Annotated in this window: 11 protein-coding genes; 6 read left to right on the top strand and 5 right to left on the bottom strand. The window is 47.7% G+C overall.

Annotation, left to right across the window (positions count from 1 at the left end):
• The first annotated feature begins 2 nt into the window (after nt 1–2).
• Nucleotides 3–785 carry a pantothenate kinase gene (locus NIES2104_RS17680; protein WP_072218095.1) on the top strand — a complete coding sequence of 261 codons (783 nt, stop codon included), beginning with the start codon at nt 3–5 and terminating at the stop codon, nt 783–785.
• A 90-nt stretch (nt 786–875) separates the two neighbouring features.
• Nucleotides 876–2,372 carry a signal recognition particle protein gene (ffh, locus tag NIES2104_RS17675; protein WP_058999593.1) on the top strand — a complete coding sequence of 499 codons (1,497 nt, stop codon included), beginning with the start codon at nt 876–878 and terminating at the stop codon, nt 2,370–2,372.
• A gap of 20 nt (nt 2,373–2,392) precedes the next feature.
• Here ffh and NIES2104_RS17670 read toward each other — a convergent pair whose 3' ends face one another.
• From NIES2104_RS17670 to NIES2104_RS17660, 3 genes are read right to left on the bottom strand one after another with little or no spacing between them, the layout of a single operon-like run.
• On the bottom strand, nt 2,393–2,941 hold the full coding sequence (locus tag NIES2104_RS17670; RefSeq protein WP_058999592.1) for a peroxiredoxin: 549 nt from the start codon (nt 2,939–2,941) through the stop codon (nt 2,393–2,395).
• 25 nt (nt 2,942–2,966) lie between these two features.
• A complete protein-coding gene (locus tag NIES2104_RS17665) occupies nt 2,967–3,491 on the bottom strand; it encodes a DOMON-like domain-containing protein (protein WP_058999591.1) in 525 nt (174 codons plus the stop codon).
• The gene (locus NIES2104_RS17660) at nt 3,488–4,579 is read right to left on the bottom strand and encodes a phosphotransferase enzyme family protein (protein WP_058999590.1); all 1,092 of its coding nucleotides are present in this window, start codon (nt 4,577–4,579) and stop codon (nt 3,488–3,490) included. The genes NIES2104_RS17665 and NIES2104_RS17660 overlap by 4 nt, the downstream gene beginning before the upstream one ends.
• Before the next feature lie 185 nt (nt 4,580–4,764).
• On the opposite strand from NIES2104_RS17660, the gene NIES2104_RS17655 reads away from it, so the two are divergent.
• Together NIES2104_RS17655 and NIES2104_RS17650 are read left to right on the top strand one after the other, a co-directional pair.
• On the top strand, nt 4,765–14,316 hold the full coding sequence (locus tag NIES2104_RS17655) for a Calx-beta domain-containing protein (RefSeq protein WP_058999589.1): 9,552 nt from the start codon (nt 4,765–4,767) through the stop codon (nt 14,314–14,316).
• A 50-nt stretch (nt 14,317–14,366) separates the two neighbouring features.
• Nucleotides 14,367–14,726: a hypothetical protein gene (locus tag NIES2104_RS17650; RefSeq protein WP_058999588.1), complete on the top strand. Its 360-nt coding sequence runs from the start codon at nt 14,367–14,369 to the stop codon at nt 14,724–14,726.
• Here NIES2104_RS17650 and NIES2104_RS17645 read toward each other — a convergent pair.
• A complete protein-coding gene (locus NIES2104_RS17645; RefSeq protein WP_058999587.1) occupies nt 14,707–15,621 on the bottom strand; it encodes a YihY/virulence factor BrkB family protein in 915 nt (304 codons plus the stop codon). The genes NIES2104_RS17650 and NIES2104_RS17645 overlap by 20 nt on opposite strands.
• Before the next feature lie 281 nt (nt 15,622–15,902).
• On the opposite strand from NIES2104_RS17645, the gene NIES2104_RS17640 reads away from it, so the two are divergent.
• A complete protein-coding gene (locus tag NIES2104_RS17640; protein ID WP_058999586.1) occupies nt 15,903–16,172 on the top strand; it encodes a GlsB/YeaQ/YmgE family stress response membrane protein in 270 nt (89 codons plus the stop codon).
• Between the two features lie 42 nt (nt 16,173–16,214).
• The gene (locus NIES2104_RS17635) at nt 16,215–16,619 is read left to right on the top strand and encodes a hypothetical protein (protein WP_082690024.1); all 405 of its coding nucleotides are present in this window, start codon (nt 16,215–16,217) and stop codon (nt 16,617–16,619) included.
• Nucleotides 16,620–16,680: 61 nt separating this feature from the next.
• Here NIES2104_RS17635 and NIES2104_RS17630 read toward each other — a convergent pair whose 3' ends face one another.
• Nucleotides 16,681–17,646, bottom strand: coding sequence for an esterase family protein (locus tag NIES2104_RS17630; RefSeq protein WP_058999584.1), 966 nt, complete (start codon nt 17,644–17,646; stop codon nt 16,681–16,683).
• Nucleotide 17,647: the final 1 nt, after the last annotated feature.

Below are 17,647 nucleotides of genomic sequence, written 5' to 3'. Positions count from 1 at the left end.
AAATGAGCCTAATCAATGATGCCTGGATCGCGCTAAATATCGGAAACTCCCGTCTACACTGGGCTGCATTCAATCACAATCAAATTCAAGAAAAATACGATATCCCTCATTCGCCTGAAAGATCAGCAGTTTCACCGGGTGAGAATAATTTGACTTCTTCAAACGATCGAATTAGCCGAAGTTATCAATCAATTCCAGGGTTGAAGATTGATTCAGAGCTATGGATTGCGTCCGTTGTCCCGAATCAACTCGATTATTGGCGCGACTTTGCCAACTTGCGCTGCATTGATTTAGATCAAGTTCCCCTTCGGCAACTGTATCCTACTTTGGGGATCGATCGCGCTTTAGCCCTCTGGGGTGCGATCGAACTTTATGGCAGTCCAGCCCTCGTAATCGATTGCGGTACGGCGATGACGTTTACAGGCGCGAACGAGAAAAATGAATTGGTTGGCGGCGCGATCGTGCCCGGAGTCCGTTTACAGTTTCAAGCACTCGGACAACAGACCGCTGCACTACCCTTGATCGAACAGGTTGAAACGCTTCCCGATCGCTGGGCAAGAACGACAAAAAGCGCGATCGAGAGCGGCATCTTAAACACGCTTTTAGCGGGGATTCGCAGCTTTATCGAGGATTGGAATCAACAGATTGGAGAAAGTGCGATCGTGCTCACCGGAGGCGATGCGAATTTGATTTATTTATTGTTGAAATCGGATCACATTCGGCTGGATTTGGATTTGGTGTTTTGGGGAATGCGATCGATTCGGGCAGCGACGAAGGAATCGTGAATTTGGGTGGGATTTCCGCCCGTGAGATTGCGCCTCCGATGGGCAGAAACACGCTACTCTGGAGTAGATATTTCCTGATCATTTCCTCTTATGTTTGATGCTCTTGCCGATCGCTTAGAACAAGCCTGGAAAAAAGTTCGCGGTCAAGACAAAATTTCTGAATCCAATGTCAAAGATGCCTTGAGAGAAGTCCGTCGTGCGCTCTTAGAAGCCGATGTAAACCTCCAAGTCGTCAAAGATTTTGTCGCAGAAGTCGAACAGAACGCTCTTGGAGCGGAAGTGATCGCAGGAGTCCGTCCCGATCAGCAATTCATCGAGGTCGTTTACAACGAGCTGGTCAAAGTCATGGGGGAAGCGAATGTTCCCTTGGCAGAAGCAGAAACGGCTCCCACGATCGTACTCATGGCAGGTCTTCAAGGAACCGGGAAAACGACCGCCACAGCAAAACTCGCCCTTCATCTGAGAAAAGAAAATAAGAAAGCTTTATTAGTCGCAACCGATGTCTATCGTCCTGCTGCGATCGACCAGTTAATCGCGCTCGGTAAGCAAATCAACATTCCCGTGTTCGACATGGGGAAAGATGCCGATCCGGTTGAAATCGCTCGTCAAGGGGTCGAAAGAGCCAGAGCTGAAGGCGTGGATGTCGTCATCGTGGATACTGCCGGACGCTTGCAGATCGATGAATCGATGATGGGCGAACTCAAGCGCATCAAAGACACGATCCAACCGCACGAAACGCTGCTCGTTGTGGATGCGATGACGGGTCAAGAAGCCGCGAATCTAACGCGCACGTTCCATGAGCAAATCGGGGTCACAGGCGCAATTTTGACCAAGATGGACGGTGACACTCGTGGGGGTGCAGCGCTTTCCGTTCGTCGCATTTCTGGACAGCCGATCAAATTCATCGGGATCGGGGAAAAGGTGGATGCGTTACAGCCGTTTTATCCAGAGCGGATGGCATCCCGAATTCTGGGAATGGGCGATGTCCTCACGCTGGTTGAGAAAGCCCGTGAAGAAGTAGACATGGCAGAAGCCGAAAAAATGCAGGAGAAGATTCTCACTGCACAATTCGACTTCACCGATTTTCTCAAACAAACTCGTCTGCTCAAGAACATGGGATCGCTCGGCGGCGTGATGAAGCTGATTCCGGGTATGGGCAAGATGGTGAACGAAGAACAGCTTGCCAAAGGCGAAGAGCAACTGAAAAAAGCCGAAGCGATGATCGGCTCGATGACTATTGAAGAGCGCAAGAATCCCGATTTGCTGGCAAATTCTCCGAGTCGCCGCAAGCGGATTGCTAGAGGATCGGGACATTCGGACAAAGAAGTTGGCGAGTTGGTGAGTAACTTCCAGAGAATGCGATCTCTGATGCAGCAAATGGGTTCCGGTCAAATGGGCTTGCCGGGTATGGGGGGCGGGATGCCGATGGGCGGACTTCCCAATCCGTTTGGCGGCGGCAATCCGTTTGGGGGGATGGGGGGCGGAATGCGTCCTCCGCAACCTGGATTTAGAGGCTATCAAGGCGGCGGCGGGAAGAAAAAGAAAGGCGGTAAAGATAAGAAAAAGAAAGGCTTTGGTAATTTGTAAAGCTTGAACTACGTCCTGTCTTACCTGATCAGCCGATCGATTTCACCACACAGCATCTCAACGCTGGCATTGTGATCGAGGAATGAAAAGAGGTGTTTATATTTTAGAACGCCTTGTCGATCGAGCAAAAATTGAGCAGGTAACGGTGCGCCCAAAGCTTGACCTGTTTGGTATTTCCAAAACACCTTGCAGCTTGGATCACTCAGAAGCGGAAATTTCAGACCTAGATCTTCGACGACTTTTTTACTCTGTTGCTCGTCGGTGCTGGTGATCATCAAAAGTTCGACTTGTCGATCGACAAATTCTTGATACTGATCATTGAGGGCTTTGATGTGCGGAAAGCAAAACGGGCAGTACTGTTTCTCGGTGAAGATGCGAGTAAACGCGAGAATCACAGGACGATCGTTGCGATAATCCGAGAGTTTGACGCGGCGATCGTTCTTGATGTCTGGCAGGTCAAATTCTGGGGTCGCTTGTCCTAGCGCTAAAGAATTCGTTGCTGGAATCGGCATGAAATTTTTGAAGAACCGCTGATTGATTAAGCCGCTGAAGTCTGTAGATGTCAACATCGCTCACACAATATTTTTTCTTATTTTAGAGTTCGATCGCGAAACTTTCTCGGATGTGAAAATCAGCTTCTTTGCCGCAGTGTTTGAGCGCCCAGTAAGAGATTTGCTGATTTGTTTCAATCACCGCAGTAATGCCGAGATCGATCGGTTGATTAAGATTGAGTAGATTTAGATCAAGATCGATCGAGAGAAAAGTGTGATGCGATCGCGTTTCTATCTCAAACGGCAATGACAAAAATACTTTCTCTTCCTGCATTCCAGCTCGATAATTCTCGAAGTGATAAACGTTCCAATCACTACTTGGAGAGAGATTAAATTCCCAGTATTCCGAGGAGTTTTGGACTCCGATGAAGAATTCAAAACAGGTCGTTTGCCATAAATTATCTTGACGGCTGGGAGATTTTGCAACCGGAATGAGAACCTGTGAGAGTCGATCGAATAGATCGAATTTGAGCATCAATCGATTATCAATGCGATCGACACTTCCTGAAAGGTTGAGAATCGCTGAATCACATACAGTATTGAATGGAGATAGAAAGAACTTAATCATTGAAGATTTTTGATAATGCTACGAATTGATGATTCTTGTGATTCGATGCTTTTAGTAAGCGCAAATTGAACTAAGGCACGCATCAAATTATGCTCTGGATAAGTCGTTTTGAAGTAGACATTTCCAGCAAGGTAATCAGTAAAAAATCGCAAGCCCAATTCAAATGCAATCAGGCGAATTGCATCGAACACATGAAGATAGTCTTGTTCAGTGAGGAATGTTTTTGCAACAGTGAGATAGCCGCGTAGAATGCCTTCACACAAATCAGGCTCAAATCGAACGGATTCCCAATCCTGAGTTTCTTCGCCAGCGATATTACATCCCGATCGCAAACAATCGCCAATATCATAATGAATTAATCCCGGTTTCACTGTATCGAGGTCAATCACACTTACAGCTTTTCCGGTTGTTGTGTCCATCAAAATATTATTAATCTTTGGATCACCGTGCATTAATCGAAGCGTTAACTTTCCTGAATCTTTTGCATTCTCTAGAACATGCGCCCAGGATTGTCGATCGCGAATAAATTCTAAGCAGTAATTCACCTCCGGCGATCGCGCTACGGTCGTTTCGGATAAAACGCGATCGTACTGCTGTAAATAAATCGGCGTAATATGAAAGCCTTCTAGCGTATCGGTTAATTGTTCCGGTGGTAAGTCGCTAATCAAGCTGTGAAACATTCCCAACGCACAGCCAATTTCCTCAGCATGATCGAGATTTTGAATCGTGTCATGCGATCGAGAATTTTCAATCAAACTCAACGCTCTCCAAAACGATCCATTTTCATCCACAGAATGATCGTGATTCTCAGAAGTAAAAATAACTTGGGGTGTTTCCCATCTTCGATCGAGCGGCAATTTTGATAAGCGATCGCAAATATGCTGTGTGCAAAGTCGAATATTTTGCATGACAGCTTGAGGCTGACGGAATACTTGAGTATTAATTCTTTGCAATACAAATTTTGATTCTTTTGATGTGACTAAAAATGTGTCATTAATGTTACCGCTACCGAATGATTGAATGTTGTCGATCGAGCAGTTTGCAAACCGATTCGCAATGATATTCAAATTGTTCTGAGTTTGAATCATTGTATGCCCTCACACGTTGGAGAATATTATCTGATATTTTGTCGCTTCTAAAGATTCCGTAAATTTCCTAGTGGAAAAAATCCGTGAATTCACCGCTTTGTTTAGGGGTGTGAATGTTCTAGCAGCCGACTTGGGCAATCTACCGATTGAGCAAACTAGAACCCTCGCCCCTACCGGAGAACTTTATGGAATTCGCGGGATTACCAAACTGGAATCGTCCCCTTTCAACCGACCTCGATCGTGCTTCTACGATCGCACTGCCGCAGAATTACTTAACCCTCTCTCCACAGCTTCACAATCGAGCCTCGTCCCTGATTGTGATCGATCCAACGATGCCGAATTATCAGCAGTTGATCGCAGGACTTCAACCCGATTCGCAAGTCCTAGTTCTTGATCCTGTTCAAGACGCGATCGACCAAATCACCCAAACCTTACTGGGACAGAGTGGGATCTCTAGTTTGCACCTCATTTCACACGGCACATCCGGCGGAATTCAACTCGGTGGAACCTGGCTCGATCGTGCAAATCTCGATCGCTATCAGTCGGAATTTCAACGCTGGGCGAAGTCTCTCACCGAGGATGCCGACATTCTCATTTATGGCTGCGATGTGGCTCAGGGAGAAGTAGGACAAGCATTTATTCAACATTTCAGCCGATTAACGGGAGCCGATATCGCAGCGTCGGATGATCTAACCGGAAATGCGAGTCTTAATGGTGATTGGATGCTTGAAGTGAATACTGGAGAGATTGCAAGTACGATCGCATTTAATCCCGAAACTCAGACTCAATACAGCGCAATTCTTCCAGTCGATTTGATTTCTATGGGCAATCCGACTCTGGTGAAAGGCAGCGTTGGACTGAATGACATTGGACGGAATGCAGCCAGCGGTGATGGGCAATTTGTCGTATTCACCAGTAGCGCTTTGATTTCACCGAATGACGCGAACGGAACTTCGGATGTGTTTTTGTACGATCGTACAACCGAAAGAGTCACGCTGATTAGCCGAAACGCCACCAATACTGGAAGCGCTGCGGGAGCCTCATTCAATCCGGTGATTAGCTTTGACGGAAACTACGTCGCATTTATCAGCGATGCAAACGATCTCGTCGCTTCGATGACAGGCAACACCACTCAGGCGGATAACATCTTCGTCTGGGAGCGATCGTCTGGCAATATTACCCTGGTCAGCCGCAACGCAGACGGAACCAGTGGAATCGAAGACTCTTCTGCACCGAGTATCAGCGATGATGGCAGCCGGATTGCTTTTCAGACTCAATCTCAACTGCTCTTCTCAGACGCAGGATTAGTCCCGGATGTGTACGTGTGGAATCGTAGTCAACCGAGTGCACCTCTGATTCACGTCAGCCGCAATCGGACAGGCGAAAGAAGCCGAACGCAAGGCGCAAACTCTCCAGTCATCAGCGGCGATGGAAATTACGTTGCTTTTTCCAGTCTTTACACAAATCTAAGCTTCGGGGATACGAATCGCTCTGAAGACATCTTTCTCTGGCAAGCGTCCAACGATACGGTTGTGAACTTGACACCCTCAGGAGATGCAAACTCGATCAATCCGGTGATTAGCCAGGATGGAAGTCGCGTTGCGTTCGTCAGTACCGCCAGCAGATTTGCCACGGATACGAATACTGTTTCTGATGTGTTTGCCTGGACGCGGACAGGAGTCGATGAATTTGGTTCACCCCAGGGCACGATTCAACTCGTTAGCGTCAATAGTGCGGGAAATGATTCGGGAAATATCGTCGGTGGATTTGGGAGCAATGCCGGATCACAAAATCCGATTATCAGCCGCAATGGAAACGCGATCGCATTCACCAGTTCTTCTAGCAACCTTGTCACTGATGATGCGAATAACGCGATCGATGTTTTCGTTCGCAATCTCACAACCAATCAAACCGCATTAGTCAGCCGGAGTAGTAGTGGCGCGATCGGGAATGATGCCTCTGGAAATGCCAGCTTAAACGCAGATGGAACCCGAATCGCCTTCACCAGTCTTGCAATGAATTTAGTGAATGGCGATACGAATAATCAGCAAGACGTGTTTGTGCGGGATACTTCTACAAATACGACCTTTTTGATTAGCCGAACTTCAACAGGTGGAGTGGGAAATAACGCTTCAGGTACGATCGCGAGTAGCATTGGTGCTCCGACTTCTGTTCCCATTATCAGTAACGATGGTAGTACTGTAACCTTTGTCAGTCTTGCAACGAATTTGACAGCAGAAGATAGCAATGCACTATTTGATGGATTTATCATTCCGATCGCGACTGGAAACGCAACGCTGATTAGTCGCCGCGATAATAATCCGGATCTAGTTTCGCGTACAGGTAGCGGGAGTTCCACAGTCGGCGCAAATTCGGTCAGCGAAGACGGGCGATTTATTGTCTTCACCAGTGCGGCTCCTGAAGTTGTCGATGGCGATACGAACGGCGTTTCGGATGTGTTTTTGCGCGATCGACAAACGGGAAAAAATACGCTGATTAGTCGGGGAAGTGCGATCGCGAATGGAGCTTCGGGTAATGCGATCATTAGCGCGAACGGTAACTACATTGTCTTCACCAGTGCCGCATCGAATCTGGTGGCAGGCGATACCAATAATCAGGTCGATCTTTTCTGGGTCAATCGCCAAACTGGAGAAATTCGATTGGTGAGTCAGGGCGCGAATGCTCCCTCGTTGAATCCGGTGATTAGCGCAGATGGATTGGTGGTCGCTTTCACGAGTACCGCATCGAATCTGGTGGCAGGCGATACGAACGGGCTACAGGATGTATTCGTTTGGAACAGTGCCAATAACTCGATCGTGCAAATCAGTCGAGGTGATGGTGTTTCTGAACAGCCCGTCATTAGCCAAGATGGTCGCTATGTTGCCTTTATCAGTGCGGCATCGAATCTAGTGGCGGGCGATACGAATGGGCGGCGGGATGTGTTTGTGTGGGATCGAAACACGAGCGCTTTGACGTTGGTAAGTCGATCGACGAATGGCACACTTTCAGATGGCGATTCTTCTGAACTTAGCATTAGCTCAAACGGTCGGAAGATTGCCTTTACTAGCACCGCATCGAATCTGATTGATAATGCAGCGGACGCAGATGGCGACGAAGATGTCTTCGTTCGGGATTTAGATACGAATACAACGATTCATGTGAGTGTGAATCAATCAGGCGGATATAGCACTGTGCCGCAAACGGGACCGAATGCAGGCTTTAACGCGAGGGCATTTAGTCCGGTCATTAGTGGCAATGGAGAGTTTGTAGTCTTTACCAGTGATTTCGATGATCTCGTGACCGGAGATGCTAATGGTGCAAACGATATTTTCCGGCGAAACTTAGCAGCAGGGACAACCCAACTGGTGAGCGTCAATCGATCGGGAACGGCAAGCGGTTCAGGTACACCCGGATCAGATGGTGGAACTGGTGGGGGTTCCGGTAAAGGATCATCGGCTCCAAGCATCACTCGTGATGGTCGATTTGTTGTCTTTAACAGTTTCTCGAATGATCTCGCTGCGGGTGACACGAATGATGCACTCGATGTTTTCGTTCGCGATATGCTCGCTGGAGTCACGACGCTAGTGAGTCAGAATCCAGATGAAACGAATAGCGGTCGTGGAGCGTCGTTTAATCCTGTAATCAGCGGCAATGGTAGCTATATTGCCTTTAACAGTCTTGCACCAGATTTAACGATTCGGGATCTTAATGGTGCATCGGATGTCTTCGGGTTGAACTTAGCATCAACCGTAAGCATTTCACTGAGCAAAGAAACGATCGAAGAAAATAGCCCGAACGAGACCGTACAATACCGCATTCGTCGCAATCGATCGGTTGGAGATGTAACGGTAAGATTAGCGATCGATCCCGCGAGTACGGCGATGATGACTTCGGATTACACATTTTCGGCTGATCCAAGTCTGAATCTGAGTTTCAATGGTTCTGAACTGACGATTCAACTGGCAAACGGAGTCTCAGAAGGAGTGATCACCCTGGCAGCGGTGAATGATGTTGAGGTCGAAGCAGAAGAAACGCTTAATCTAAGTCTCGTTGCAACTCCGGACTATGCGGTTTCTGAAACCTTTGGTACTACCTCGCTACGAATGATCGATAATGATGTTCCGGTGCTAATCTCGATCGAGAATATTACAACCGATATCCGTCCAGACACGAAAGAAGGTGATTCTGGTGAGCGTGAATTTACGTTCCAAGTCAAACTCGATCCGACCCCAATCACGGCTCCGGTTACGGTTCGATATGCAACTCAAACTGTAACTGCTGACGGCAGCGATTTTGTTGAAACCTCTGGTGAACTAACCTTTGATATCGGAGTCGATACACAAACTATCACCGTACTCGTGAAAGGTGACACGCAGTTTGAACAAGATGAAACGTTTAACGTTGTCTTGAGCAATCCGAGTACGAATGCCAGAATTGCAGAAGGAACCGCCAGTGCGAAGATCGAGAACGATGACACTGCACCGATTGTCACGATCGCAGGTGCGGAATCGATCGTAGAAGGAGACAGCAACACACAAGACTATACTTTCACTGTGACTTTAAGTGAAACAAGCAGCACAGAAGTAAAAGTCGATTATGCAATTCGAGATTTAACGACAACGGGCGATGTCGATTATGTTGCATTACCCAACGGAACACTGACATTTGCAGCAGGGCAGACGACTCAGACGATTACTCTCCAGGTTCGAGGCGATCGCTCCTATGAGTTTAATGAGCAATTCCAACTTGAGCTATTAAATCCAGTCGGTGCGATTCTAAGTGAGCAATCTTCGATCACCGGAACGATTATCGATAACGATACTGCGCCAACCATTACGATCGAAGCCGTTCCAGACCAATCCGAAGGAACTACTTCCTATCCCTTCACTGTGAAACTATCAGAAGCATCAGGTCGTCCTGTGACGGTGAACTATGAAACCATTGCTGGAACGGCGATCGCTGGAGAAGATTTCACCGCAAATTCTGGCACTCTCACGATTGCACCGGGTCAAACGACGGGAACAATTCCGATCGCGATTCTCAACGATACAATCCGCGAACAAAATGAATCGTTCTCGGTACGCTTGAGCAATCCAACAGACGCAACGATTACAACTGAAACGGTAACAGCCACGATCGTGGATGATGATCCGATTCCAACCGTGTCGATCGCGAACGTCTCCAAACCAGAAGGCAACAGCGGTAACACTCCGCTGCAGTTTGAGGTCACGTTATCGAATGCAAGCGATCGAGAAATTGTTCTAAATTACGCGACGAAAGATGGAACTGCGACCCTCTTAGACAATGATTACGAACAAGCAACAGGAACAATCCGATTTGCACCGGGAACAACAAGTCAGATAATCACTGTGAATGCAAAAGGTGATACAAAACGTGAACAATCAGAAACATTTTCGGTTGAACTCACGACAACTACCCCAACCTTAGTTACGATTCCAACAACCGCGATCGGAGTTGGCACGATCGAGACTGATGATTCGACATTACCCACACTCAGCGTTTCGCCTGTGAGTGTTTCAGAAGGCGGCGTTCTCAAGTTTGAGATTTCACTCTCTGAAGTTAGCGACGAGCCGATCACAGTCGATGTTGCGATCGATGATGGAACTGCTTTGAAAGATGATTCTGACTACACTCCGATCTCACTTCAGACACTCACATTTGCTCCAAACCAGCGCACTAAAACGATCGAGATCCAAACGACAGCCGATAATAAACTCGAACCCGACGAAACGATCAATCTCACGCTCTTGAATGCAGTCAACGCCACGATCGCGGGAACCGGAACGGTCATCGGTACGATTCTTAACGACGATCAGCGACCCACGATCGCGATTTCGAGTGATCCCTTAAGTGAAGACGATCCCCTGGCTGCAACTTATCCGTTTACAATTCGGTTATCTAATCCGACAACGCAAACGGTCACAGTCAATTATCGAACGATCGATGACACAGCAAAGAGCAGCGACAACGATTACGTTGCAGCATCGGGAACCGTAACGTTTAATCCGGGTGAAGTTGAAAAAACGATTAGAATTCAAGCGAATGCCGATCGCAAATTTGAACCGACCGAACGTTTTATCGTTCACCTTGAAAACGCAGTAAATGCTGGTCTTTCTGACACTGCAACCGACGGATATGGTGTTCTGAACAATGACGACGCAAAACCAGAATTGTCGATCGCGCCTCGTCCCGGATCGCGCACTGAAGGCAATTCTGGCAAAACGCCGTTTGAATTTGTGGTGACGCTGAACAATCCTAGCAGCGAGGAGATTCGCGTTAACTATACGACTGTCAATGACACGGCAATTTCCGGTCAAGACTACGATGCCAAAACTGGAACTTTAGTGTTTGCGCCCGGTGTAGAAGAGCAAATCATTACGATCGAGGTGAACGGTGACACTGATTTTGAATCTTTAGAAAGCTTCCTAGTGCGATTGAGCGATCCATCAGGAGCCAAACTCTCAGGCAGCAACGAAGCACAAGGAACCATTCCCAATGACGATGGCGCAATTCGTCCGACGATTCAAATCGACGATGTGATCGCCACCGAAGGCAGCACAGACAAGACCTATACCTTCAAAGTCAAACTCTCCCAAGCGACGACCAACACTGTAACGGTTCAGTATCGAACGCTTAACGGAACCAACCAAGCTGGAAACGCCACGATCGAGGACAACGATTACATTGGCGTAGTAGCTCCACAAACGCTCACCTTTGCACCCGGTGACATCGAGAAAGAGATCTCGATCGTCGTTCGTGGCGATACAAAATTCGAGCAGAATGAAACCTTCTTTGTCGAACTGCTCAATCCTACTGAAGCTGTTTTGCCTGTAAGTCGTGCCCGTGGCGTAATCAATAACGATGATGCTCAACCGACGATCAGTATTGGTAACGTTGCCGTTTCTGAAGGAACTGATGGTTTTACGAATGCAACGTTTGCGATCTCGTTATCGAATTCTAGCGACCAAGCGATCACCGTCGATTACACAACGGTCGATGGTACAGCACGAGTTAATGACAACGATTACGAAACCGCATCCGGTAAGCTCACCTTTGCACCCGGAACAACCACGCAGCAAATCACAGTGAAAGTTCAAGGCGATCGCAAATTTGAACTCGATGAAGCCTTCTCGATTCGTCTCTTTGCCCCTACAAATGCTATCCTCTTCGATGCTCCAAACCAAGGTATCGGAACGATTTTGAGCGATGACTTCCGACCGACGATCTCGATCGATGACACCTCACTTCTTCCCGTTCAAGAAGGAAACTCAGGTAATACGTCTGCTCGTTTCGTCGTGCGGCTCTCTAATCCCAGCACTGAAACGGTCACAGTTAATTACATCACTCGAAACGGAACTGCGACTGAAACCGATTACACCGCAGTAACCACACCAACTATACTTACATTTAATCCAGGACAAACAGAACAAACCATCAATCTGCAAATCATCGGTGACACTCGTCTTGAACCCGATGAAACATTCACGATCGAACTGAGCGACCCTACAAACGGTCAACTGATGAGAAACCGCACCACTGCAACAATTCGGAACGATGACCCCGTACCGCAATTGTCGATCGCTGCGGTTCCGACAACCCAAGCTGAAGGCAATAGTGGTCTGACTCCATTCACCTTTGAAATCACGCTTAGTGAGGCAAGCTATCTGCCGATTACGGTGAACTATTCCACCACAGATGGAACTGCAACACTCGCAAATAATGATTACGTCAGAGCATCCGACATATTGACATTTGCACCGGGTGAAACGAGGAAAACCATCACGGTTAACGTTTTAGGTGACACTCAGTTTGAAGGAAATGAAACGTTCCAAGTCACGCTCAATAATCCAAGCAACGCATCGATTCGGACGAATTCAGCGATCGCAACTATTACCGAAGACGACACACCCGATAACACAGACAATAGCGATAGTCTATATGACATTCTCTGGCGCAATCGTCGGACGGGTGAAAACATGTTGTGGATGCCTTCCGGCACATTCCTCGATCGAGAAATTCCGTTAACAACCGTTCCAGATCCGCTCTGGAAGATCGTCACTACAACTGATTTCGATAACGATGGCGTAACAGATTTACTCTGGCGCAATAGTCAGACCGGAGAGAATGCAATCTGGCGCACGAATGAGAATCTTACCTTTACAGAAACGACCTTGGCTTCAGTTGACGGAGACTGGGAAATTGCAGGAGTGGGTGACTTTAATGGTGATCGGAGTCCTGACTTGTTCTGGCGCAATGTGAAAAACGGCGGCAATGTCGTCTGGTTACTACGCGGAATGACTCCCTTCTTTGGGGCAGAAACGGCTCCAGTGGTTCAACCGGGTTGGCAAATTAAGACGATCGCTGATTTTGATAATGACGGTAAAGCAGACTTGTTCTGGTCGAATCAAAGCAACGGTGCGACGGCTCTATGGCTGATGGATGGCACAACTCAGCGGGTCGGACGTTCTCTCGGCGTGGTGCCCGATGTACTGTGGCAAGTTGTTTCAGCAGGCGACTTGAATCGAGATGGATTTGCAGATTTGATCTGGCGACATGGACGCAGCGGTGAGAATGTGGTCTGGCTGATGGAAAATGGCTGGGTAACTCGTTCCGTTAATCTACCGTCTGTTCCTGATTCAAATTGGCAAATCGAGCAACTGTATGATTTCAATGCAGATCAAAATCTCGATGTTTTATGGCGACAAAGCGTGAGCCAGGAAACCGTCATTTGGTTCCTCAATCGAGAACAAGCTGGAACGGCTGCATTTTTACCGAACTTGCCCGATCGCAATTGGCAAATCGAAGGAGTCGGCAAGTTTGGCAATCAAAGCAAGGGCGAAATCTTCTTGCGGAACGCACAAACCGGAGAACAACGCCTGTGGCGAATTCATCGCGACTTGTTTAATCGCACTCAATCGCTCGATTCTCAGTCGCTCGATTGGGAGATCCAAGGCACCGCAGACTTTGATCAAAACGGCAGTGCAGACATTCTCTGGCGCAATCTCCGCACTCGCGAACTCTCGATTTGGCTCATCGAAAACGATCGCGTCCTCAACAAAGTTTCGGTTCCGGCTGGGGTAGTTGTTCCGAGTGATTGGAAAATTATCGGCATTGCGGACTTTAGCGCGGATGGCAGTCCAGACATTCTCTGGCGCAATCAGGCAAATGGAGGCAATGCACTCTGGCTGTTCAAGGGGACACAGGTGGTCGATGGATTCGAGCTAGCGTCCGTCGATACAGGCTGGCGAATTGAAGGCATTGCGGATCTCAACGGCGATCGCAATCCTGATTTAATCTGGCGACACGCCATTTCGGGAGAGATTGCCTACTGGCAGTTCGATCGAACTCAAGTTCGCTATGGTGCAATTGTCGGAACAGTGCCGACAAACTGGCAAATCAAAGAGTTTGCTGACTTTAATCGCGATGGTAAGACAGATCTACTCTGGCGCAGTGACGTATCGAATGAAACTACAATTTGGTTCATGAATGGAGCACAAATCGCAGGCGGGTTAATTCTGCCGAGCGCAATTCCGACTTGGGACATTATGGGAGTCGGCGACTATAACCTGGATAATCAACTCGATATTCTCTGGCGCGATCGCACTAATGGCACCAATACAGTTTGGTATCTCAGCGAAGGTCGATTCTTGCTGTCGAATTTCATCGAGGCAGTGCGTGATATCGATTGGCAAGCCAAAGACATTAACGACTTCTAAACGGCGCTTCTTATGCTAAGATTTTCGCGTCTAATTGCGAGAATCAAACGATGGGAACCGAAGGCGAATTTGGAGCAACCACGGGGTTGATGGAGGTCGAAGCGGTACAAAAAACGCTCAATCGATCGAGAGCATCCGTGTACCGCTATGCCAACACTGACCCCGAATTGCTCAATCCGCCATTTGATCCAAAGAAACTCAATCCAGAGCTACGCCAATCAGTGAATGATCCGCTGATGTTTCACTCGAACGAAGTAGCGCGATTTGCCAAAGATGTCTTGAAAATTAAGCAAGTGACGATCGAGATTCAAGAACCGCAACCGAATAAAACTCAGGAAGTTCTAGAGGCAATCTTGGCAGAACTCCAGAGCATTCACGCATTGTTGAAATCTAGCGATCGCGTTTCGTAGCCGGATCGATGGTTTGTTCTTTTACCGCTACCGCGTGTTTCGCAGGCTCGATCGGTCTACCGCGATATTTAGAATAAACCTGGGTGAACTCTGCACCAAATAGCAAAATTTGCGCTGAATAGAACACCCAAAGCAATACAACCACTAACGATCCAGCAGCACCATAAGTAGAACCAACACCACTATTACCCAGATAAAGTCCGATTAAGAATTTACCAATGTTAAATAACAGTGCAGTCACCGCCGATCCAACCCAAAGATTTTTCCACGGCACTTCGACATCGGGTAGAAACTTGTAAATCGCTGCGAACAGTAACGTGATTAATCCAAATGACAAAACAAAATTGAGAATTCTGCCAATCTGAAACGCTTCTGGCAGAAACCCATTAAAGTAACCACTAACTCCTGACAATGCTGCCGACAACACTAATGAAACGAGCAGCAGAAATCCAATCACCAACACCATCGCAAACGATAAAAACCGAGCTTGGACGAAACTCTTCACCGCTCGTCCTGGTTTCGGCTTCACTTCCCAAATCGTATTCAGTGCTGCTTGCAACTGCCCAAACACACCAGAGGCACCAAAGATCAGAAATCCAATCCCGATCAGCGTCGCAATCCCGCCGCCTGAATCGGGTTTGCTTGCATTCTGAATCATCGACTGAATAAATTCGGCTCCATCTCGCCCAACCAATCCTTGAATCTGCCGAACAATTTCACCGCGTGCAGCTTCTTCACCATAGATTGCACCTGCGATCGCAATCACAATAATCAACAGCGGTGCTAACGAGAACATCGTGTAATACGCCAATGCCGCCGCCCATAATGGCACATTATCTTCGTTCCATTCATTCACCGTCTCGCGCACCAAGCGCACAATCGTTTTAAATCTCATCGCCTTAGTTTTAAAAATAATTCTGACAGCATGACGCTACCGGAAAATGCGATCGCCCGTCATCGCTCAGGAGTTGGAATGATTTTCTACCTAACGATTGAGGGCAATCCCGCGATTCCTCTCACTGTTGCGAACTGCGAATCTAACTTCAGAAAGGTACGAATGCGATCCCCGTCCTGTTAGTTTAATCACATCAAACATTGTTTCAAGGAAAAACACGCTTGATTCAATCTTGAAACGAATGAATTATTTACAGATTATTAAACGTTAAGGACATCACTATGAACATTCTAGCTTGGGTAATTTTAGGATTATTAGCGGGCGCGATCGCAAAAGCAATCTATCCCGGTCGTCAAGGCGGCGGACTGCTCAGCACTATGATTCTAGGCATCGTTGGCGCATTCATCGGCGGAACAATCACGACCGTATTAGAAACTGGAACCTTTGCCATCACTGCCACTTCTCTGAGCATTCCAGGTGTGTTTGTTGCAGTACTGGGTGCAATCTTGGCAGTCTTCATCTACAACAAGTTCGCAAGTCGCGCTTACTAAGTTTCGGTTACGCGCTGCAAACCCTATCATGAGGACAATCTGATGAGTCAAGAAAGACAGGTTGCGACCGACGGTTCCGATCGCGTTCAAAGCGATGTCTACGATCCGCACATTGTTCCGGCTGAAACTGCTGCTCGGATGGAGCGCGAAGGTCGGGAATACAAAACGGTTCCGACCGAAGAACGTGAGGCATCTGAACCGACCGATGATCAAACCGACCCAGACAGCATTCACACCACAGGCGGCTACACGGTAGACAAGGAAGGCTTACTGAACAATTACGCGATCGAGCCTGAAATGTATTACGAAGTTCCTGGCGATGCTCGTCAAGCCGAAGAGGAGCTTCACCAAGAGCGCGTCGAAGAATACAGCGACATGAACCAAGATGAAGAAGGCAAGCTCACCATGAACGACGACCAGCGCGGACACGGTAGCGGCATGATTTAAGTTTCGAGAGTGTGGTCATATCGATTAGTGAGGTGGTTTAGAGCAATCTGAATCACCTTTTTTATTGTTTAGAAATACGATCGACATTCCGAAACCGCTCTCCCACATAGCTCAACGAATCCGCCAAATGTTTACGCCAAAATCCCCAACCGACATCTTGCCCTTTCACCCCATGTCCACCAGGAAACTCATTAAATTGATTCTCGATTTGAAGCTGCTTCAGTACTTGGTGAAATTCTCGCGATTCCGCTAGATATCGACCATCTCCTTCCCCTGCATCAAGATAAACCGCGATCGATTTTCGAGTCTGCGGATCAAGCGTTTGAACATACTCGATCGGGCTATTTTCCGCACCGCTTTTATCGATGAAAAAGCCACTATGACTGAACATTGTTTTGAAATTCTGCGGATTGTGTAGCCCCACATTCAACGCGCCCCAACCGCCCGAAGACAATCCCCCGATCGCCCAATATCTTGAATCATTCTGTGTCCGATACCGCGCCTTAATTTCCTGAACTAGCTCATCCCCGATCGCGTCAACAACATTCCCATACCGCCCGTTGACATATTCCGGGTCCCAATACGGACTCGTCCCGCGACTATCATTTCCGTCTGGTGTCACAATAATCGAAGGCGGTAACTTCTCACTTGCATACAAATTTTCAATCACCTTCAAAGCTTGACCTTTTACAAACCAAGCCGTCGGATCACCATGTCCCCCATGCAACAAGAACACAACCGGATATCGAGTTTGCAACTGTTTCTCATATCCCGGAGGTAGCACGATTCCATATTGTCGATCACTTCCCATCACCCGACTCTGATAAGTCACAAGCTGATAGTTCAATCCTGATTGTGTCGGTGCGCTTACAGGTGGCTTAAGAATCTTCGGCTGTGAAATGACGGGCGACGGTGCGGGAATTGGTGTTGTATTTTGTGGTGTTGGCGCAATGGCTGTCGGTGCTGAGCGTGAACACCCAACTAGCAGACCGAGATAAGCGGCGCTAAAAAATCTTGTGAAATACATG

This window comes from Leptolyngbya sp. NIES-2104, assembly GCF_001485215.1.
Lineage (GTDB): Bacteria > Cyanobacteriota > Cyanobacteriia > Leptolyngbyales > Leptolyngbyaceae > Leptolyngbya.
This window is presented reverse-complemented; position numbering and strand designations above follow the sequence as displayed.